The 21462-nt window shown below is 58.9% G+C and carries 15 protein-coding genes and 1 tRNA gene; 12 read left to right on the top strand and 4 right to left on the bottom strand.

Translation table 11 applies throughout. From position 1 onward, the window contains the following. Positions 1–231: 231 nt before the first annotated feature. From acpS to ABHT90_RS07935, 8 genes are all read left to right on the top strand, one after another. Positions 232–771, top strand: a complete 540-nt coding sequence (acpS, locus tag ABHT90_RS07970; protein WP_006235843.1) for a holo-ACP synthase — start codon at positions 232–234, stop codon at positions 769–771. After that, positions 772–2388, top strand: coding sequence for an NAD(P)H-hydrate dehydratase (locus ABHT90_RS07965; protein ID WP_082222952.1), 1617 nt, complete (start codon positions 772–774; stop codon positions 2386–2388). Positions 2389–2390: 2 nt separating this feature from the next. Beyond that, positions 2391–3536, top strand: coding sequence for an alanine racemase (alr, locus tag ABHT90_RS07960; RefSeq protein WP_035137770.1), 1146 nt, complete (start codon positions 2391–2393; stop codon positions 3534–3536). An 8-nt stretch (positions 3537–3544) separates the two neighbouring features. Continuing rightward, a complete protein-coding gene (locus ABHT90_RS07955; RefSeq protein WP_006235848.1) occupies positions 3545–4165 on the top strand; it encodes a uracil-DNA glycosylase in 621 nt (206 codons plus the stop codon). A 12-nt stretch (positions 4166–4177) separates the two neighbouring features. Then, positions 4178–4684 (top strand): tRNA (adenosine(37)-N6)-threonylcarbamoyltransferase complex ATPase subunit type 1 TsaE, encoded by a 507-nt coding sequence (gene tsaE, locus ABHT90_RS07950; protein WP_346982160.1) that lies wholly within the window; start codon positions 4178–4180, stop codon positions 4682–4684. Continuing rightward, a complete protein-coding gene (gene tsaD, locus ABHT90_RS07945; RefSeq protein ID WP_346982159.1) occupies positions 4671–7055 on the top strand; it encodes a tRNA (adenosine(37)-N6)-threonylcarbamoyltransferase complex transferase subunit TsaD in 2385 nt (794 codons plus the stop codon). The genes tsaE and tsaD overlap by 14 nt, the downstream gene beginning before the upstream one ends. 584 nt (positions 7056–7639) lie before the next feature. Next, positions 7640–9529, top strand: a complete 1890-nt coding sequence (locus tag ABHT90_RS07940; protein WP_118206559.1) for a carbon starvation CstA family protein — start codon at positions 7640–7642, stop codon at positions 9527–9529. 183 nt (positions 9530–9712) lie between these two features. Further along, positions 9713–11896, top strand: coding sequence for a hypothetical protein (locus ABHT90_RS07935; RefSeq protein ID WP_346982158.1), 2184 nt, complete (start codon positions 9713–9715; stop codon positions 11894–11896). A gap of 412 nt (positions 11897–12308) precedes the next feature. On the opposite strand, the gene ABHT90_RS07930 is transcribed toward ABHT90_RS07935, so the two are convergent. The 4 genes from ABHT90_RS07930 to ABHT90_RS07915 form a co-directional block, all read right to left on the bottom strand. Beyond that, positions 12309–12383 (bottom strand) — tRNA-Gln (locus tag ABHT90_RS07930). Between the two features lie 38 nt (positions 12384–12421). Beyond that, a complete protein-coding gene (locus ABHT90_RS07925; RefSeq protein ID WP_346982157.1) occupies positions 12422–13327 on the bottom strand; it encodes a peptidoglycan-binding domain-containing protein in 906 nt (301 codons plus the stop codon). Positions 13328–13465: 138 nt separating this feature from the next. Further along, positions 13466–14479 carry a polyprenyl synthetase family protein gene (locus ABHT90_RS07920; protein WP_346982156.1) on the bottom strand — a complete coding sequence of 338 codons (1014 nt, stop codon included), beginning with the start codon at positions 14477–14479 and terminating at the stop codon, positions 13466–13468. A 125-nt stretch (positions 14480–14604) separates the two neighbouring features. Continuing rightward, entirely contained in the window at positions 14605–17055 is a 2451-nt protein-coding gene (locus ABHT90_RS07915) for a PTS transporter subunit EIIC (protein ID WP_346982154.1), read from the bottom strand. 229 nt (positions 17056–17284) lie between these two features. On the opposite strand from ABHT90_RS07915, the gene ABHT90_RS07910 reads away from it, so the two are divergent. The 4 genes from ABHT90_RS07910 (at position 17285) to ABHT90_RS07895 (ending at position 21409) form a co-directional block, all read left to right on the top strand. Then, positions 17285–18004, top strand: a complete 720-nt coding sequence (locus tag ABHT90_RS07910) for a GntR family transcriptional regulator (RefSeq protein WP_346982152.1) — start codon at positions 17285–17287, stop codon at positions 18002–18004. A gap of 307 nt (positions 18005–18311) precedes the next feature. After that, a complete protein-coding gene (locus tag ABHT90_RS07905; protein ID WP_346982151.1) occupies positions 18312–19628 on the top strand; it encodes an ABC transporter substrate-binding protein in 1317 nt (438 codons plus the stop codon). 87 nt (positions 19629–19715) lie between these two features. Next, positions 19716–20570: a carbohydrate ABC transporter permease gene (locus ABHT90_RS07900; protein WP_346982150.1), complete on the top strand. Its 855-nt coding sequence runs from the start codon at positions 19716–19718 to the stop codon at positions 20568–20570. Further along, the gene (locus ABHT90_RS07895; protein ID WP_346982148.1) at positions 20570–21409 is read left to right on the top strand and encodes a carbohydrate ABC transporter permease; all 840 of its coding nucleotides are present in this window, start codon (positions 20570–20572) and stop codon (positions 21407–21409) included. Before ABHT90_RS07900 ends, ABHT90_RS07895 begins: the two co-directional genes overlap by 1 nt. Positions 21410–21462 lie beyond the last annotated feature (53 nt).

The following is a 21462-nucleotide window of genomic DNA, read 5'->3' as shown; positions in this document are numbered from 1 at the left end:
CATCGCGCCGAGAGTACTGCGGGGTCAGCCCGTGGGAGGCCAGGGCGCCGCTGACCGGTGGACGGCACCGAGCCGTCAATCGACTTGAAAAAGGGGGAGGCCTCGCGGCCTCCCCCTTTTTTGCGTTTACGGGCTTTTGTCTCACATAGTAGCTGTGTTTTATAACCCTCGTTTGTCGCATCTTCTGCGAACGGGCTACAATAACTTAGTCTGTGCGATATGGAGGTGAACATGGCTGAAGCTGGTATCGGCGTTGATATCGTCGAGATTTCCCGCATGAAATCAATTCTTGAAAAGACGCCGTCGTTTGCTCGGCGTGTGTTTACCGAAGAAGAGCGTGCGTATTGCGATGCATCATCGCGTCCCGCTGCTCACTATGCGAGCCGCTTTGCTTCGCGCGAGGCGGTACTTAAAGCTCTCGGCACGGGTTTTAGTCAAGGCGTGGGTCGCAAGGATGTTTCGGTTACGCGTGATAAACTCGGCAAACCGAAGGCGCTGCTTTCGGGCCGTGCTCTCGAGATCGCTCAAGAACTGGGTGTTGTTGAGGTCGCTCTTTCCATTACGCTTACAGGAGACTTGGCCGTTGCGAATGCCATCGCGATTACCGAAGATGCTCGGCCTAAGCCAAAAGAGGAAAAGGTGAGCACCAAGAAACGCGTAGCGCAGACATTTAAAGAGGCTCGCTCTGTTTTAGATGAGCTTGAGCAGCTGCAGAATTCAGCATTGACGGAGCACCTGGGCGATGCTTCGCAAGATACGCTAGGAGCATAGATGAAACCGGTTTTGAGTACCGAAGAAGTCGTTCGTCTCGAGGATATCATCGAACGCGAAGGGACTTCGAAGGCCGAGCTTATGGAGCTAGCGGGTGAGTTTGCCGCCAACGAGGTCTTGAAGCTCAATCCCGATCGGGTTCTCGTTCTGGTCGGTTTTGGTAATAATGGCGGCGACGGTTGGGTTGCCGCCGATATCCTGAGCCATAAGGGTGTGGACGTGGATATCGTTTCTCCGGTTGAGCCGGATGAGATTCCTGCTGCTCTGGCACGTCATGTTGCTCGTCGTACTGCCGGCCGCGATGTGCACGTTTGCGTCGGCCCCTCGCGTGACGAACTCGAGGTTTTGATCGATAAGGCCGATGTTGTTGTCGATGCCATTTTTGGTACCGGTTTCCACGGAAATCTGCGTGCGCCGTTCTCCATCTGGATTCCTACGGTCAATGAATGCGCCGATTGTGTCGTATCCATTGATGTTCCCTCGGGCCTGAATGCCGAGACGGGCGTTGTTGATGACGACTGCATTCGTGCCGAGCATACGGTGACGATGATTGCGCCCAAGATTGGTCTGTATAGCGCTGATGGTCCTGAGTATGCTGGCGATTTGATCTGCGGCAATCTTTACGACCGTCTTGACGAGGTCATCGATGATGTCGACCACGCCGCCGAGATTGTCGAGCCCGGTGACTTAGTTGATTACTTTGCCCCACTACCTACGAATATCGATAAGTATTCCCGTGGCTCTGTGCTTATTGTCGCCGGATCTGCGCAATATCCTGGTGCTGCCATTATGGCGGCCAAGTCTGCAGCTCGCGCGGGTGCTGGTTACGTGGCAGTCGCGGCTCCTGACGCCTGCGCCAATCTTATTCGCATGGCACTTCCTTCGATTCCCGTCTTTGCTATTCCGTCTGATTCCCGCGGCTCCTTTGGCGCCGCTGCGCGCATGACTGTGTGCGAGATTGCAAAGAAGTACAGCTGTGTACTGTGCGGTCCCGGTATGACGACATCTGCCGGCGCTATGCAGGTGGTTTCGGGCTTGCTCGAGCTTGATGTGCCGCTTATCTTGGACGCCGATGCACTCAACTGCCTTGCTAAGATTGCCATTGACGGTATTGATAGTAATCCCGAGATGTATCGTCGCGAGCAGCCGTTGGTTATGACGCCGCACTATCGTGAACTTTCGCGTCTGGTTGCCGGTGACGAGGTGAACGACCTTGGTACTGCGATTGCAGCCGCGCAGAAGGTTGTCTGGGCTGCAGGCTCTGACAATCTGGTGGTCATTGCCAAGGGGCCGACGACGGCTATCTGTGGCGTTGAGCGTGTGCTGCTGCCGCTCTCGGGTCCGGCTTCTCTGGCAACTGCCGGTTCGGGTGATGTTCTCGCGGGTATTTTGGCCGGCACGCTTGCCACCATGCGCGACGAGATGGATCGTTGGGAGTTGCTGTATTCGTACGCCGTCGCACTTCACAGCTACGCCGGTTTTGCCGCGGCGACGGAGTATGGTGAGAAGAGCGTCATCGCGACCGATCTTATCGACTTGATCGGTCCGGCCATGGAACTGGCGGCAAAGGATGCGCTCGAAGATCTGGGAATCATGGACGAAGGGTCGGATGACTAATCATGAATAAAGCCGATTTGACGCGCTGGTCCTGGGTCGAGATCGACCGCGGGGCGCTCCGTCGCAACACGAGGGCCTATAAGAACTTGCTGAATCCACGTCAGCGCCTGTGCTGCGTGGTCAAGGCCGATGCTTATGGTCATGGAGCTGTTGAGTGCGCCAAGATCATGTATTCGGCCGGTGCCGACATGTTTGCCGTGGCGACGGTTAACGAGGGCGTTGAGCTCCGACAGGGCGGGATTACGAAACCCATCCTCATCCTAAGCGAGCCGCCTATCGAGGCCATTCCGACGTTGCTCGAGTTTGATATCATGCCTTCGGTCTATACGTCTGATTTTGCTCTTGCGTATGGCGAATGTGCCGTCGCGGCGGGCAAGGTGGGCAAGTATCATCTCGCCATCGAGACGGGCATGAACCGCATCGGCGTACATTACACGCAGGTGCTCGACTTTGTCCGCGGTATAAATTTCCATCGCGGTATTCAGTGCGACGGCGTATTTACGCACTTCGCCACGGCCGATGAACCTTCGGGCTGGGACTACAAGCTGCAGTGTCAGCGCTTTACCGAGGCCGTTCAGGCCATTAAGGATGCGGGTTTTGAGTGCGGTATCGTGCACTGTGCCAACACGCCGTCCTCGATGCTCGACCCCTCGATGCATTTTGATATGATCCGCGCCGGCGTTGGCTTGTATGGCATGCAGCCGTGCGAGCTGAGTGGCCGCGTGATGCAGCTTGATCCCGTTATGAGCGTCCATGCGCGTGTGACGCGCGTGGCACACCCTGCGATGGGTGAGGGCGTGGGCTACGGTTTTACCTACCGCGTACCGCGTACGCGCGTTCAGATCTGCACGCTGCCGATCGGTTATGCCGATGGCCTATCGCGTACGCTTTCCAATCGTATGGATGTGCTGTATCGCGGCGAGCGTGTGCATCAGGTTGGCAATATCTGCATGGACCAGTTTATGGTCGCCATTCAGTCCAACCCGGCACACGAGATTCCCGAGGCCGAGTATGGTGACGAGATGATCATTGTCGGCCGCGATGGCGATGCCGAGATCACTATGGACGAGATGGCCCGACTGCGCGGAACGATTAACTACGAGGTCGCCTGCGGCTTTGGCATGCGTCTCGACAAGGTCTACGTGTAGGAGCCGCTATGGGCGTCATGCACATCCCCGGCCATACCCATCAGGCACCACGTGAGGTCGCACTCGAGGAAATTGAGGCCGTTCTGGGCGATTGTCACCTCTGCCAGCTCTACCAGTCGCGTCACAATATCGTGTTTGGCGTGGGAAACCCCCGCGCTCGCGTGATGTTTATTGGTGAGGCGCCGGGCCGCAATGAGGATTTGCAGGGCGAGCCCTTTGTGGGGGCGGCAGGCGAGGACCTCAACGGCATTTTGTCGCTGGCGGGCCTCAAACGCGAAGACGTCTACATTGCCAACGTGCTTAAGTGCCGCCCGCCGGGAAACCGCAATCCGCGTCCCGAGGAAGTGCTGGCTTGCTCGCCGTTTTTGCGTGAGCAGATTCGAAGCATCTGGCCCGATATTATCGTGACGCTCGGCAACCCCGCGACGCACTTTGTGCTTAAGACCGAGATTGGCATTACTAAGCTGCGCGGCAGGTTCCACCAGATGGGGCATTTTGTAGTAATGCCCACGTTCCATCCGGCAGCAGCGCTGCGCAATCCGGCGTGGCAGGAGCTGCTGGAGGAAGACTTTAAGATGCTGGGCGACTATCTGGAGCGACATCCCGCACCAGAGGACGCCTCGGAATAATAAGGAGCATATATGTCCCTGGAGCGCCTGGGGGTAGGTACTTACAAAACGACTTGCGCTGCCGATACGGAGTACTTTGGCGAGCTAATTGCACCGTACCTTGAGGACGGCGATGTGCTCATCCTGACCGGTGGCCTGGGAGTGGGCAAAACTCACTTTACCAAGGGCGTCTCGCGCGGGCTGGGCGATGGGCATATGGTTACGAGCCCTACGTTTGCGCTCATGGCCGTTCACGATCAAGGTCGTATTCCGCTGTTTCACTTTGATCTATACCGCCTGGAGCATGCCTACGAGCTCGAGGATACGGGCATTTTCGATGTGCTGGGCTATGAGGGTGCTTGCCTGCTGGAATGGGGCGAACAATTCCAGGACGAGCTGACGGATGAGTATCTTTCGGTGACGCTCAAGCGTGATGAGGGCGACAGCGATGTGCGAACGATAACGCTTGAGGCGCACGGTGACCGCGCAATGGAGCTTTCCCATTTGATTGATAGGGCTGTACAAGATGAGCTTGCATAACGACAACGCGCTGGTGGTGGCGCTCGATACCTCGACCGACATGCTTGCCTGCGCGGCAAGTTGGATTGATGGGCAGACGGGCGAGACGAAGCTCGTGAGTGGCGACCACATGTGTCGCCGTCACGCCAACGTTGAGCTCGTGAATACCGTTGATGGCGTGCTGGCTCAAGCCGGTCTGGATCGCAGCGATGTTGGTTGCTATGTGGTCGGCCGCGGCCCGGGGTCCTTTACGGGTGTGCGCATCGGCATCTCCACTGCCAAGGGCCTCGCGCGTGGTGCCAATGTTCCGCTGCTGGGCGTGTCGACGCTCGACGCCTGCGCTTGGACGGCGTGGAAGGCTGGCGTGCGCGGCAAGCTTGGTATCTTGGCCGATGCTATGCGCGGTGAGGTATATCCGGCGCTGTATATGCTGGTCGATGAGGGTCCCGAGCGTCTGTTTCAGCGCGAGCGCGTGGTCAAGGCCGCCGTGGCGCTTGATGAGTGGCGTCAGACCGCGGGCTGGGATCAGGTTCAGCTAACTGGTGACGGTCTCGTGCGTTATGGCAAGCTGCTGGGTGAGGACGAGACGGCACGCTGCGTGGAGCGAGGCCTGTGGTGGCCCTCGGGCGAGGGCCTGCTGATGGCGCACGCCGCAGGCGATGGCGATCCCGCTCGCGTCTTGCCGATCTACACGCGCCTTTCGGACGCCGAGGAAAACGAGCGCAAGCGCCTGGGCCTTGCCGAGAGCGCGCAGAGTGAGGTGACAGGTGTTGCCGACGAGCTCGCTGGGCGTCATCTGCAATTCCGCCCCATGGGCGCGGCGGATGCCGAGGGCGCGAGCGCACTGGAGACCGCCTGCTTTGAAGGCGCCGGACACGAGGCGTGGACGCCGGGCATGTTCCTGTCCGAACTGGGCGAGGACGTCGCTGCGCCGCGTAGTTGGTGGGTGGCACACGACGACGGCAAGCTGCTGGGCCTTGCCGGCGGTATGGTCTTGGACGGTGATGTGCAGATTCTGGATGTCGCCGTCGATCCGGCACATCGCCGTGAGGGCATTGCCCGCAAGCTGCTGTCGCACGTGAGCTATGATGCCCAGATGCTCGGCTGCACCACGGCTTCGCTCGAAGTCGAGGACGGCAATGAGGGCGCGATTGCGCTTTATAACGCTCTGGGCTTTACCGAGGCAGGACGGCGCCGCGGCTACTATGGTGCCGGCAAGGATGCCATCGTCATGACGGCTCCGCTGCCCCTGGTGCTTCCGGTCGACAATGCTTCGCCCGAGCCGACGGCGGCAGAGCAGCGCGTATGGCCGCTGCCTGCGCCCGGGCGCTCCGAGGGGGAGCGTGCCGAAATTGAGCGCCGCCGCCTGGTGCTCGCTATCGAGAGTTCCTGCGACGAGACGGCCGTGGCGATTATCGATGCGGATGGCAATATGCTGGCCAACCAGGTATCGACACAGATTGATTTTCATGCCCGCTTTGGCGGCGTGGTGCCCGAGATCGCCTCGCGCAAACACGTTGAGGTGATTGTGAGTGTCGTGGATGCGGCGCTCGAGGATGCCGCAGCATCGCTTGGTCTTGAGGGTGGAGCCATTGCCCCCAGCGAGCTTGCCGCCGTGGGCGTGACACAGGGTCCGGGCCTGGTGGGCGCCCTCGTGGTGGGCGTTGCCTTTGCCAAAGGCTTTGCCTACGCTGCCGGTAAGCCGCTCGTATGCGTCAACCATCTGGAGGGGCACCTGTTTGCCAACTTGCTGGCGCAGCCCGACCTCAAGCCGCCGTTCATCTTCACGCTTGTCTCGGGCGGGCACACCATGCTCGTGCACGTGAAGGCGTGGGGCGACTACGAGGTGCTCGGTGAGACGCTCGACGACGCCGTGGGCGAGGCCTTCGACAAAGTGGCCAAGGCGCTGGGCCTGGGCTATCCCGGTGGCCCCATCATCTCTAAGCTGGCCGAGACGGGCAACCCCAAGGCGATCGATTTCCCCCGTGCGCTTAACAGCAGGGGGGACTACCGCTTCTCGCTTTCGGGCCTCAAGACGGCGGTGACGCTCTACATCGAGCAAGAGACCAAGGCCGGGCGCACGATTCACCTTCCCGATCTGGCGGCTTCGTTTGAGGCAGCTGTCTTTGACGTGCAGTACAAGAAGGCCAAAAACGCACTGCACGCTACCGGATGCAAGGAATACTGCATCGGTGGCGGCGTCTCGGCCAACCCGCATCTGCGCGAGATGATGATCAAGAAGCTTGGGCGTCAGGGGATTCGCGTAACGGTGCCGCCCTTGTCTGCCTGTACCGATAACGCAGCCATGATCGCGGAGGTCGCTCGCCGTCAATTCGACCGAGGTGAAATCTCGCCGTTCGACGTCGACGCCGATCCAAATATGACGCTGTAGCTGGTATGGCGCGGTCCCCGGACGGAGGGGCCGGATATAAGGTTTCCTGCTCTACAGTCCTGCGCAAGACGAAGGCCACATTAAGTGGCCTTCTTTGCGTGCGGAACTCGCGATAAACCTTATATCCGGCCCCTCCGTCCGGGGACCTTTCTGTATCGATATAGCTTCTGGGCTGGTTTGGCGTCGACAACGTCCGGCTCCCGCGGCTCTCAGGGGCATCTCTCATGCAAAAACTGTCGTGGGGTAAAGTCCGAGGTCAGTGGCGTTTTATACCGAGAAATCCAAAAAAGTTGAAAATTCATTACAAATTTGCGTTGACTTTAGGTAACTAAAGTTTCATACTCCTTTTCAACCACTGGGGGATGTGAACACGCACGGATCGTTCGCATCATGATTGAAGAGGATTTCTTAGACATGTTCACGCATCAGCTAAACATTATCAGCGTAGTAATTATCTGATGCGGGTTAGCACATACAGCTAGCCCGTACGATAACGGGCGGCTGATGAAGATGAGGGCCGTCGAGCGCAACCGACGGCCCTCATTTTTTATGTCTAGGAAGTTCTTTTTAGAGGAGGAAATGTAATGAACGGAGTTTTGCTCATGGTTGTGGCCGCGGCGGTGCTCGCCTGCGGCTATCTGGGCTATGGCCGATGGCTGGCCAACAAGTGGGGCGTTGACAAAGAGGCCCTCACGCCGGCCAAGCGCATGAAGGACGGCAAGAGCTTTTCGCCCGTCTCCGCCTTCACCGCGTTCTCGCACCAGTTCAGCTCGATCTGCGGTGCTGGCCCTGTTACGGGTACGATCGTCGCCATGGCCTTTGGCTGGCTGCCCGTCGTGCTCTGGGTCCTCGTCGGCGGCATCTTCTTTGGTGCCGTCCACGACTTTGGTGCTCTGTACGCTTCGATGAAGAACAACGGCAAGTCGCTCGCTCAGCTCATCGAGAAGTACATCGGCAAGACCGGCCGGCGCCTGTTCCTGCTGTTCTGCTGGCTGTTCTGCATCATCGTCATCGCCGCTTTCACCGACATGGTCTGCAAGACGTTCATGTTCACCCCGGCCGTTGACGCTTCTGGTGCTGCTACCGGTGCCATCGACTTCACCAAGTCCTATGCCGCCGGCTGCGCTGGTACCATCTCCATCCTGTTCACCTTCGTCGCTATCGCCTTTGGTTGGGCCCAGAAGAAGTTCAACCTCACCGGCGCTGCCGAGTTCGTCACCGGCGTGGTCCTCATGGTTCTCATGTTCGCCGTCGGTATGCAGTTCCCGGTCTACCTGGATAAGTTCCAGTGGTTCGCCGTCGTCATGGTCTACCTGGTCTTTGCTGGCGCTATGCCCATCCAGATGCTCAAGACCCCGCGTGACTACCTCACTTCCATCATGATGATCGTCATGATCGTCTGCGCTGTCCTCGGCATCGTCGTCCTGGGCGTCAACGGTCAGGCCACTATCACCGCTCCGGTCTTTACCGGCTTCTCCACTGCCTCCGGCATGATGTTCCCGGTCCTGTTCGTCTCCGTCGCTTGCGGTGCTCTCTCCGGTTTCCACAGCCTCGTTTCTTCCGGCACCTCTTCTAAGCAGGTCGAGAAGGAGCAGGACGCCGTCAAGGTCGGTTACGGCGCCATGATCGTCGAGTCCTTCGTCGGCATTCTTGCCATCATTGTCGCCGGCATCATGTTCTCCGACATGAACACCGCCGGTACCGGCGCCCTCAACGCCGGTGTCGCTTCCACCCCGTTCCAGATCTTCGCCGCTGGCATCTCCCGCGGTATGCAGGCCTTCGGTGTTGACGGCACGCTCGCTACCGTCTTTATGACCATGAACGTCTCCGCTCTGGCCCTGACCTCGCTCGACGCCGTCGCCCGCATCGCCCGCACTTCGTTCTCCGAGTTCTTTGCCCAGACCAACGATGCCCTGGCCATCGAGTCCAAGGCCGGCTACATGAAGGTTCTCGGCAACCCCTGGTTCGCCACGGTCGTTACCCTGCTTCCCGGTCTCGCCCTCGCTTTTGGTGGCTATGCCAACATCTGGCCGCTCTTTGGTGCTTCCAACCAGCTGCTCGGCGGCATGACCATGATCACCCTCGCCGTGTTCTGCAAGTGCACCGGCCGCAAGGGCTGGATGCTCTACGTGCCCGTCGCCTTCCTGCTCTGCTGCACCTTCACCTCGCTGGTCCAGAGCGCCATGGGCTGCATGACCGCCGTCCAGGCCTACGGCTTCTTCGGCACCATCCCGGCTACCGCCACCACGGCCGCTGTCTCCGTCGCCGCTACCAAGGGCCTGCAGCTCGTCTTCGCCGTCCTGCTGATGGTCCTGGGCCTCATCGTTGCCGTCAACTGCCTCAAGGAGTTCTTCGGCAAGGAGGCCGGTTCCATGCCCGACGAGGAGCCCGAGTGGTCCGAGATGGGCAAGGCCGAGTATGGCCGCGCCGCTGCTGCCGAGGCTCCCGCCGACGCCGAGGCTGCCAAGGCCTAGTCAGCTTGATGGACTAACCGTTCCATCCATATGACTCGGAAAGACCGGGTCCGCAACGACGCGGACTCGGTCTTTTTTCTTGCGAGAACGGGTGATGCAAGGGCGTCCTCGCAGATGTTTTGCGTGGATAGGCTCGCGCGTTGTACCATATAAACGTATATGTGTACATATGAAAGGGGCCCCGTGGCCAAGACGGTATATTCCGATAACCAAAATAATGTCGATGCCCTGGCTGAGCGTCTGAGCAGCCAGACGTCGCTTTCTGCCGAGCGCGCCAAGCTGGTTGCCTACGACCTGCTCTGCCGCAAGGCACTCAAGATCAAGTCGAGCGCGCTGGCGCAGATTTTCCGCTCCGTCGATAAGGAATGCGACACCAAGGCGATGCGCGACGAACTCATCGCGGCAAAGATCGTTACCAAGATCGAGGGCAGCGGCATTAACGGCCGCCCTGCCTTTTACACCATTAATGTCGAGATTAACGATGCCCAGGAGCAGCCCGTCGAGGTTGCCGAAGAGACCGTCGAGGACGTTGTCGAGGCGCCCGCTTCGGTGGAAACGGCTCCGCGCGAGCATGTCGATACCGACGAGCTGCTTGACGAGAGCGTCGTTCGCGCCTTTACGGCCAAGGCCGGCCGCGGCGGTTTTGGCGGGGGTGGCAAACGCGATGCACAGCGCCGTGCCCAGCAGGAGCGCTTCCGTCGCGCCGTTGCTCAAAAGGATGAGCTCGATACCGAGGCTGTTGAGACCGAGGTTGCTGTCGAGTCGCAGAAGCCCGCGCAGGAGCAAAAGCCCGTGAAGGTCCAAGAGCCCAAGCGTTGTCGCGGTGCTCACTTTAAGGCTGCGCAGCGGGATGTCGCGCATGAGGTTGAAGAGCCTTCCGAGGTTGCAGACGATGCTGAGGAGTCTGCCAAGAGAGCTCCGGCTTCGTGCCGTCCCGGCCGCGGTTTTGCGGGACGCGCGTATCCCGTAAAGCGTCAGGAGAAGGGCGAGCCGGCTTCGACCGCTCAGGCTGAGAAGGCCAAACAAACCGAGAAAACCGTTGAGCCGGCGGCTCGCGAGCAGCAGCCTTCCGAGTCGCCGGCTACGGCTGACACCGAGGTCAAAGCTCAACAGTCCGCTGATAAGCAGGTGGGGGAGAGCGCCTCAAGCAAGCCCCGCCGCCGTCATCGTGGCGGCCGTGGCTCAAATGCCGAGGCCGCGGCCGAGAAGGCGACGCAAAACAAGAATGCGAAGGCTGAGACTCCGGTGGAACAGCCCAGGCGCCAGCCGGCGAGGGGGGACAAGCCCGAGCGCTCGCAAAAGGGTCCGTCCGCGCCAAAGCAAGAGCGCAAAGCTCAGGTAGATTCCAAGCGCAAATCCCAGGCGCAGCCCAAACCGACTGCAAACGATGCGACCGCCCAGCAGCCTGAGCCGCCCGCTCATGGCGAGGTTTCGGCGTTTGCTCTGGCCCGTGTCCTGGGCAGGCAGCTGCTCAAGATCGTTCCCACGCCTACGGCGCTCTCCAAGATCAAGGAGCAGCAGACTCAAATTGTTAAGGTCGAGGGTAAGGACGGCAAAAAGGCTCCGCAGCGCACTCAGCACAACGAGATGTCCAACCGCAAGATTGCCGAGGAGATTGCGATCATCCAGGCTTGGATAGAGCAGAATCGCGGCGCCGACACGCCGGTCGCTTCGCGTCGCCAGCGCGCCTACCAGATTTTTAACGATGAGAAGGCCTTTGACGGCAAGCATGGCGAGCGCCTGATTCGGCGTATGACCGAAAAGGGCATCAGCATGCAGGCGATTAAGGTCGCCCCCAACCGCCCCGTGCACTTTACGGGTTTCTTTACGCTGGGCGCCGACAAGCCGTTCATTATGGTCGAGAACCTGGACACCTATGACGAGATCGTCAAGCTCCTGCGCGGCCGCAAGCACGCCAAGCTTTTTGGCACCAAGGTGGGTGGCGTGATCTTTGGCGGTGGCTGCAAGGCGAGCGTCTCGCATGCGTTGGACGATTATCTGGCCGAGATCGGCTATCGCTTTAACTATGTCTACTACGTGGGCGACATCGACCGAGAGGGTGCGCGCATTGTCGAGCAGGCCCGTAATGCCAATGTCGTTGAGATTCGCCTACATGCCGGTATGTATCGCGCCATGCTCGCCGAGCACAAGCGTCGCGTGAAGGCCGGCGGAGAGTGCGAGCCCGCGGCTGCCAACCAGGGCGTGCCGCAGAACCTGGCGGCGACGATCAAAGATCTGCCCATGGTCACGCGCGTGCAGTTCCGCAACGTGCTGCGCGAGGGCGGACGCATTCCGCAGGAGATTCTGATGACCGCCGACTATCGGGATGGCGACTCGGGAAGCTTCGACCGCATGCTGAATAATTAGTTCCGCCGGCCCCGGGAGAGCGGGGACACCGGCTTAGGTTTCCTGCTCTACAGTCCTGCTCACGACGGAGGCCACATTAAGTGGCCTCCTGTTCGTGCGGAACTCGCGATAAACCTAAGCCGGTGTCCCCGCTCTCCCGGGGCCTGTGGTTACTTGGTTGTTGCATACGGCTCGCTTTTCGGAACTGGGCTGATAATTCTAGATGTAAGGCGCTCTTGGTTGATATGGGACGGAGGGATTCCGCGTCCGCCTTTTCGGCGGCCGCGCCCCGCTGCGTCGCTTCGCTCCTTGCGTGCTGCGCTGGAAAACGCTTCGCGTTTCCTCAGCTCCGCACCCTTGCGGGTTCGAATCCCTCCGCTTGCTCACAAGAAAAGCCTCCCGATCGGCTATGCGTTCGAGAGGCTGGTTTCTTTGGCTGGGACGGAGGGATTCGAACCCCCAACAGCCGGCACCAAAAACCGGAGTTCTACCGTTGAACTACGTCCCAATGTGTGGTGTTGCCCAAAAGCAACTCGTCTAGTTTACCTAATCTGCGAGGGCATCGCAAACGCCATCGAGCAGGCGTACGGCGAGTGTCTGCGCATCACTTGCGGTGAAGGTTCCGTTGTAACGCGTCATGCCCGTGAGCTCAATGCGGATGCGCGCAGGTTTTTGTTGCGCGGCGACATTGGCGGTGCGGATGCGCTGTGCCAGGTTGTGACACTCGGCAAGGGCGATCGTGGCGCGCGGCGCTGCACCTGCGGGCAGCTCATCGCTTGCGATCTCGAGTACCAGATCAACGTCGGTCGGAACCTCGGAATCGCAAAGCATCATGCCGCTGCTGTCGGTCGTCGCCGTGGCGATGTTCCACATGCGCGATGCAACGCTACGCGCGATGGGGTCCTCGCCAATGACGGCAATCTGGAAACGCTCGAGTACGTTGGCCGCGCGGGCAAAACCGATGCGCGACTCGGCCTCGATAACCGAGGGCTTGCCCTCCCACACGTGATGCAGGCGGTTGATATAGGCGTAGGTATCCTGGAATGCCATGCCATCGGCAAACAGGCCGACATTTTCTTGGAACTGCTGCAGAGCGGCCTCGGTGTGCGGGCCAAAATAGCCGTCGTCCTCACCGCAGGCAAAGCCCAAAACGTTGAGCGCTCGCTGCAGGGCCTGAACGTCGGCGCCATGGAAATTGGGCATGCGCAGATAGAGCGTGCGGTCGCCCAGCTTATACGAGGCGTCTACCAGGGCGCTCCAACAGGGGATATCGACGGCACAGCCAGCGGCAAGGCCGCTATCGAGCCTAAAGGTGCCAACAGCCTGCTCGGTGGTGGTGCCAAAGCACTTGTCGGAGACCTCGGCGTCATCGATTGTATAGCCAAGCTGCAGAAGGCGGGACTGGACGTCCTCGACGGCTGCTCCCTGCATGCCCGTTGTAATAGGTTCCATGAACGAACCCCTTTCGGCGTACCATTCGTACTATTTGAGCGTGTGTCGGATAGACAACGCAAAGGGATGCATAAACATGCACTCAACAGTGTAGCAAGTTGTACCCAAATATGCTGCTGACAGGTTTTATTACCCCCGCTAGTTAAGGCGCTCCACAAAGAAATCTGCCATGGAGTCGAACAGCTCGCGTGCGTGCGGATCAAGCTCAACGTTCTCGATGGCCGCTTTCGCCTTGGCGGTCAGGTCGAGCGCGTAGGCGTGGGCGAAATCGATGGAGCCGGTCTCCTGGAAGATCTCCACGGCGCGTGCAAGCTGCGCGGGATCATCGGTGCCCGAGGAAAGAATCGCCTCGACCTCGTCGTGATAACGCTCGTCTGACAGGGCGTGCACGGCGACGAGGGTGCGCTTGCCCTCGGTGATATCGGTGCGGAAGTCCTTGTTGGCGGCCTCCTTGGTACCGATCAAGTTGAGCAGATCATCTTGGATCTGGAAGGCAAGGCCCGTGTGCAGGCCAAAGGCGCGCAGTGCCTCAATCTGCTTCTCGCTGCCTCCGCCAATGATGGCTCCGGCGGCAAGTGGCGTAGCTCCGCTGTAGTACGCGGTCTTGTGCGTCGCCATGTTCAGATAATCGTCGACCGAGATGTCAAAGCGCTCGTCGCGGACCCAGCCCAAGTCGAGCGCCTGGCCCTCGATGGTGCGAACGATCATCTCGGTGAGCTCGTGGAGCACGCGGAGTTTCACGTCTGCCTCGAGCGTGGGGTCGTCGAGAACCGTCTTGGTGACCATGGTGAGCGCCAGATCGCCGCAGTTGATGGCAAGGCCAGTGCCCTCGGTAAGGTGCATGCAAGGCTTGCCGCGACGCAGCTGGCCGTTGTCGGCTATGTCGTCATGGATAAGCGCTCCCGACTGAAAGTGCTCGATAGCTGCCGCCGCGCTGCGGGCGCTCTCAAAGCTGCCACCTACCGCGGTGGCGGCGAGCATGCAGATGAGCGGGCGGTGGCGCTTGCCGGCATTGGCCGTAAATGTCGAGAGCGGGGTATACAGGTAGCGCTCGATATCGGCAGAGGTCGCCTGTCCGTCAAAGAACGTGGCCAGATAGTCGTTGATCTGGTCAAAGTGCTGGGCTAAAAAGCTGGTAAACGGACTGGACACGGGTTCTCGCATTCTTTCTTAGGTTGCATCGTTGCGGTGTGCAGATACCATATTGCCACATTGGAGTTGCCGGCGCGTCTGTTTTGGCGATTTGGGGAAACGGGACGCGTGCGCGTGCCGGCTGCTTATATAAGCCTAAAGTGCTCGAGCGCCTTGACGACGCCATCTTTGTCGACCGAGTCGGTGATGTAGTCGGCGCGCTTTTTGAGATAGTCCGGCGCATTGCCCATGGCGATACCGACATCGACGGCGTTCATCAGCGAGACGTCATTGCTGGCGTCGCCGATGCCGTATACGGTTCCGTGGTGGGGATCGAGGGCGTCGAGTACAGACTGGATGCCCCCGCGCTTCGTGCATTCGCGGGGCGAGATTTCGGTTACCTCGAGTTCGAGCTCGTTAAAGCACAGCAGCGGCTCAAGTGCCTTATCTTGAGCGATGCGGCTGGCGAGCGATGTAGACATCAAGATCTTGTAGGCACTGTAATGTTGCAGCTGCGTGACTGCGTCGCCCAGGGTGCGCGCGTATCCGGGGGCATCGGGGGCATCGGCACTCATGCGCACGACGCCGTTGAGGCCCTCAAAGCGGATGACCTCGCCCGACTGCTCAAGATAGGGGGCAAGGCGCTGCAGCATGCCGGGCGTCATCGACAGATCGCGAATTGCGTGTCCGTTGATCTCGGCGTAACCGCCCGCAAGACAGACGATGCCGGTCCAGGGCAGCTCAAGAAGTTTGGGGTGGATGCAGCTGAGGGTGCGCCCTGTGCAGATAAAGGCCATGTTGCCATTTGCAACGAAATCGCGGATGGCCTGCGAGACCGCCTCGTTGGGATAGGGGGACAGGTCTCGCTCGCTCTCGGGAAGCTCTTGTGCCACTCGAGGGTCTTGCCACGCGAGCGTGCCGTCAATGTCGAAGAAGCAGATATCGCCGTGCTTGTGGGTTGGGCTGGCGACAGGGGAGGCCGAGGCGGTGGGCACAAATCCCGGCTCGAGGCCCATGATCTGGTCAAAATGCTCTTTAACGCGGGGAACGGAGATGCCGATGACCACCTGGGCGGTCTTGCCCGTAATGATGAGGCCTTTGGCGCCCGCTGCGACAAAGGCCGCGTTGTCTGCGACGATGGAAGGGTCCACGACTTCGACGCGCAGCCGCGTGGCGCAGTTGGTTGCGCCCGCAATATTGCCAACGCCACCTAAAAGCTGAATTACCCGCTCAGCGAGGACGTGATCTTGATCGGATTGACTATTGACCTCGTCATTGGGAGATTGCTCTTTGGCAAAGCCGCTTCCCGTTAAATGATCGATTGCCGCGCGATTGGCGACATGATCCTCGCGGCCCGGCGTCTTAAGGTCATAGATCAAGATGAGTGCTCGAAAACTCACAAAAAAGATGAGGCTAAAGGCAAGGCCGATACCGAGCGCCAAAAGATAGGCACCGGCATGCATGCGCATGAGCGGAATAAAGTTGAAGGCTGCCATCTCCATGAGGCCGCCCGAGAAGATGCCGACGATGCCAAAGAGATTCATGGTTGTGGCAAGGCAAGACGATAAGACGGCGTAGAGAAAAAAGAGTCCGGGGTGGGTGAACATAAAGAGAAACTCGAGTGGCTCGGTAACGCCGCAAACCACCGAGGCGATGATGGCGGGAACAAGGATGACCCTGAGGCCGGCGCGGCGCTCTGGTTTTGCGGTGGAGTAGAACGCGGCTGCGATGGCAGGAAGGCCAAAGAGCTTGACCCAGCCAGTGGCGGTAAAACCGGCCCACGGCGCAAGCTCATTAAGGGGGCGCGTGCTATGGGAGAGGATGGGGAGCAAGTTGCTCCACGTGGCGTAGATGCCGTCGTTAATGACCAGGTTGTCGTAGTAGATCGGCATGTAGAGCAGGTGGTGCAGCCCCATGGGCTCGAGTGCTCGCTCCAAAAACACAAAGATACCCACGCCGAAGGGGCCGACGCCCGCAAGTGCGTGGCGCAGCGTTTCGGTCACAGCGTATACGAAGGGCACGATGGCGGCCGAGATAGCGGCAAGGGCGAACACGGCAAAAAAGCTGATGAGGTAGACCAGCGAGGAGCCCGAGAAGGTGCCGAGCCAATCGGGAACCTTGGCATCGTAGAAGCGGTCATGGATGGCGACGACGGTTGCCGATACCGCCAGCGGGCCGATAATGCCGGTGTCGAGCGTCTTGATGCCGTCGATGACGGTGATACCGTTGGCGGGGGTCAAAGATGACGGGTACTTAAGTCCAAGGTTGTCTCCGCTCAGCTTAATGATCTCGCTCAAAAAGAAACAATAGGCAAAATAGGCCACGAGTGCCTCGAGGCAGCAGCGTGCCGGTTGCTTTTGGGCAAGACCGATAGGCAGCGCTACGGCAAAAAGGAGCGGGAGGCGTTTAAAGACCGTCCATGAGCCGCGCTGGATGATAGCCCAAAAAACGTACCAAGGGGTTCCGTATACGGCGAGATCGCCGACGATGTCCGCAGTCGTTGCGAGAGCGGAGACGCCGACCATGAGGCCCGATATAGAAAACAGCATGGCGGGAGCGAACATTGCCCCGCCAAAGCGTTGGATTTTTTGCAGCATGTTCTGCCTTCCGAATATCGAAGCGCGTTGCGCGTGGGGGAACGTTTAAACAATGGATTCATTGTAGAGGACCAGACGATTGTCGTACCGGCAGTTTTGAGCGAAACCGATTTGGGCACGACAGAAACCGTCAACGGTTAAATCCTGTCGCTTTACCGATATTCGGTTTAAACAACTTTGAGAAATGCTATCGTGCCTAGCCGGAAATAAATAATGTAGAGGTGAAACAATGCCAAAAGCGATATACGAAGGAATCTACCGCGAGATCCGTTCGCGCATCATTAACGGGACCTATGCGTTTCAGGAGATGCTGCCAACCGAAGCCGAGCTGACCGCGGAATTTGGCTGCACGCGCAATACCGTCCGTCGCGCCTTGGGTATGCTGGCCGACCAGATGTTTGTGCAGCCCATACACGGCAAGGGCGTGCGCGTTATTTGGCTTAAGGGCGAAACCGACATGTTGGGCGCACTCGAAGAGGTTGAGTCGTTTGGCGAGTTCGCAAAACGCAACAATGCCGTCGCATCGACCGAGGTCAAGTCTTTTGAACATTTGATTTGCACTGAGCAACTCTCTCGTCGCCTGGGCTTTAAGGTGGGCGAGGAGCTGATTCGCGTAGTGCGTGTCCGAAGCCTCAACGGCAGCGCGCGCCAAGTGGACCATGGCTACTTTTTGGAGTCGATTGCCAAGGGCCTGACGCCCGAGGTCGCCGAGAAGTCTATCTACGACTATCTGGAGCACAAGTGCGGCGTCAAGGTGATGGCGAGCCGTCGTACGGTGAGTGTCGAGCTCGCCAACGATGAGGACTGCAGCTACTTGGACCTTGGCAAGTACAATTGTGTCGCCGTTATGGAGAGCCAATCGTACACCTCGGACGGTATCTTGTTCGAGGTCACGCACGCCCGTACGCACCCCGAGATCTTCCATTACCGCGTCAACTCCAAGCGATAGCCGGCTAGCTCGCAGCCTGACGAGGCTTATGCCCTCAAAGAGAAAACGCCCGGTCAAACCGACGATGCATCGGCTTGACCGGGCGTTTTCTCTGCATTCGATAACAAATAATTGTTTATACAAAACTTGTCAAGTATCAAGTTTAATACTACCGTTCACCGAAGTTTTTCTACCGCTCTAGTAATACTTGTTCAAACAAGTAGCCAAATAGCGTATCGTACAAATCAGCAAAAGGGGCAAAGTCCCCGAGCCAATCTCCGAAGGCGGCGGCAAAGGGTGCCGCCACGGTGTGAAAGGGTGGATTGTAATGAAGAACGAAATGAGCAGAAGGCAGTTCCTGGGCTTTGCTGGTTCCGCGGCTGCGGTTCTTGGTCTGGGCCTCGTGGGCTGCGGTGGCTCCGCCGGCTCCGGCTCTTCTGCTTCTGGTGACGCTGCCGAGGTCTACTTCCTCCAATTCAAGCCCGAGGTCGACAAGGAGTGGAAGGAGATCGCCAAGGCGTACAAGAAGGAGAAGGGCGTCGAGGTCAAGATCGTGACCGCCGCCTCCAACACCTACGAGGAGAAGCTCAAGTCCGAGATGTCCAAGAGCTCCGCTCCGACCCTGTTCCAGGTCAACGGCCCCACCGGTCTTAAGAACTGGAAGGACTACTGCGCCGATCTGTCCGATACCAAGCTCCGCGGTGAGCTCATTGACGACTCCCTGGCTCTGCAGTCCGACGGCAAGGATCTGGGTATCGACTGGGTCCAGGAGAGCTACGGCATTATCTACAACAAGCAGCTGCTCGAGAAGGCTGGCTACAAGGCCGAGGACATCAACTCCTTCGACAAGCTGAAGGCTTGTGCCGACGACATCCAGGCCCGCAAGGACGAGCTTGGTGTTGAGGGTGCCTTTACTTCCGCCGGCATGGATGACTCCTCCAGCTGGCGCTACACCACCCACCTCGCCAACCTCCCGCTCTACTACGAGTTCGAGAAGGAGCACAACCAGGAGGACGACGAGATCAAGGGCGAGTATCTCGACAACTTCAAGCAGATTTTCGACCTGTACATCACCGACTCCACCTGCGATCCTTCGCAGCTTGCCTCCAAGACCGGCGACGATGCTACCAACGAGTTCGCAACCGGGAAGGCCGTCTTCTATCAGAACGGTTCTTGGGCCTACGCCGACCTCACCAAGGCCGGCATGACCGATGACCAGCTCGGCATGCTGCCGATCTACATCGGCGTCGACGGCGAGGGGAACCAGGGCCTGTGCTCCGGCGGCGAGAACTACTGGTGCGTGAGCTCCCAGGCTTCCGAGGATGCCCAGAAGGCCACCGAGGACTTCATGTACTGGTGCGTCACCGCTGACACCCCGACCAGCATCATCGCCGACAAGATGGGTCTGACCGCTCCGTTCAAGAGCGCCAAGGAGACCACCAACGTCTTCTCGCAGCAGGCCGTTGCCATGGCCAAGGACGGCAAGAAGACCGTCGCTTGGGACTTCGTCTACATCCCCTCTGAGGAGTGGAAGAAGAACCTCAAGCAGGCTCTGATTGCCTATGCTGCCGACAACACCAAGTGGGACGGCGTCAAGAACGCCTTCGTCGATGGCTGGAAGACCGAGAAGGCTGCTTCCGAGTAAGTAGTTGCTGCCCAAGCTATCTGATTAGCGACAGGGGGCGGGCAGACGTAGGTTTGCCCGCCCCCTGCATATTGAAAGGACCCTTCTATGGGCAAAGCACTCAAGCGCTGGTGGCCGCTCTTTATGCTGCCCACGTGTCTGGCGTTTATGATCGGGTTCGTGATTCCCTTTATCCAGGGTCTCTATCTCTCGTTCTGCCAGTTTATTACCATCAACAACACGCACTTTGTCGGTATCGAGAACTACGTGCGCGCACTGTCCGATCCGCAGTTTGCCACGTCGTTCTTCTTTACCGTGGCGTTTGCCTTCCTGTCGACGGTGCTCATCAACGTGATTGCCCTCGCCATCGCGCAGGCGCTCACCCGCAAAGCGCTCAAGGGCACCAACATCTTCCGTACGATCTTCTTTATGCCTAACCTGATCGGCGGCATCGTGCTGGGCTACATTTGGCAGATTCTGATCAACTGCCTGCTCTCCAACGTGGGTGCCCAGCTCATCGCCCTTAACTCTGCTGCTGGCTTCTGGGGCCTTATCATCCTGACCCTGTGGCAGCAGGTCGGCTACATGATGATCATCTACATCGCTGGTCTGCAGTCCATTCCGTCCGACTACATCGAGGCCGCCAAGGTCGACGGTGCCACGGCATGGCAGACGTTTTGGAAGGTTAAGATCCCTAACCTGATGCCGACCATCACCATCTGCCTGTTCCTGTCCATCACCAACGGCTTTAAGCTGTTCGACCAGAACCTCGCCCTTACCGGCGGTGCCCCCGCGCACTCCACCGAGATGCTCGCCCTGAACATCTACAACACGTTCTATTCTCGTGCCGGTATCGCATGGCAGGGCATTGGCCAGGCCAAGGCAGTCATCTTCTGCATCCTGGTCGTAGCCATCTCCATGATTCAGCTTAAGGCCACGAGGTCCAAGGAGGTGCAGCAGTAATGAAACGCGATAAGGTTATCAACCGCGCGCTCTCAATCTTCTTTACGATTCTGTCGCTCGCGTGGATCTACCCCGTGTTCATGATCGCGCTCAATTCCTTTAAGAAAGCGACCGCAATCAGCACCACCACAGCGTTCGATCTGCTCACGCCCGAGACGTTCAACGGCCTTGCAAACTACTTGCACGCTCTTAACGAGCAGGGCTTTGCCTCGGCATTTATGTACTCGCTCATCATCACAGTCACGTCGGTCGTGCTGATTTTGGTGTGCTGCTCCATGTGCGCTTGGTATGTGGTTCGTGTCAACAACAAGATCTCGAACTTCTTCTATTACCTGTTCGTCTTCTCGATGGTCGTGCCCTTCCAGATGCTCATGTTCACGCTGTCCAATTTGGCGGACCGCATCGGCTTCAACACGCCGTTCAACATCTGCTTTATCTATCTTGGCTTTGGCGCGGGCCTGGCGGTCTTTATGTTCGCCGGCTTTGTAAAGAACATTCCGCTCGAGATCGAAGAGGCGGCCATGATCGACGGCTGCAACCCGGTTCAGGTGTTCTTTAAGATCGTCCTTCCCATCATGAAGCCCACCTATCTTTCGGTCGGCATTCTCGAGACCATGTGGGTCTGGAACGACTATCTGCTGCCCTACCTTACCCTCGACTCCACCAAGTACAGGACCATTCCTATCTTGATCCAGTACTTCCGCGGCGGCTACGGCCACGTCGAGCTCGGTCCCATGATGGCCTGCATCATGATGGTCGTTATCCCCATCGTCATCATGTACATCCTCTGCCAGAAGTACATCATCGACGGCGTGGTGGCGGGTGCCGTCAAGGGCTGATGCCGTAACTGTTTTGCAAGTTTCTGCGGCGCCCCTCAGCGCGGCGCCGCATA

Origin of the sequence: Collinsella aerofaciens (assembly GCF_039758815.1) — a bacterium.
Lineage (GTDB): Bacteria > Actinomycetota > Coriobacteriia > Coriobacteriales > Coriobacteriaceae > Collinsella > Collinsella aerofaciens_BP.
This window is presented reverse-complemented; position numbering and strand designations above follow the sequence as displayed.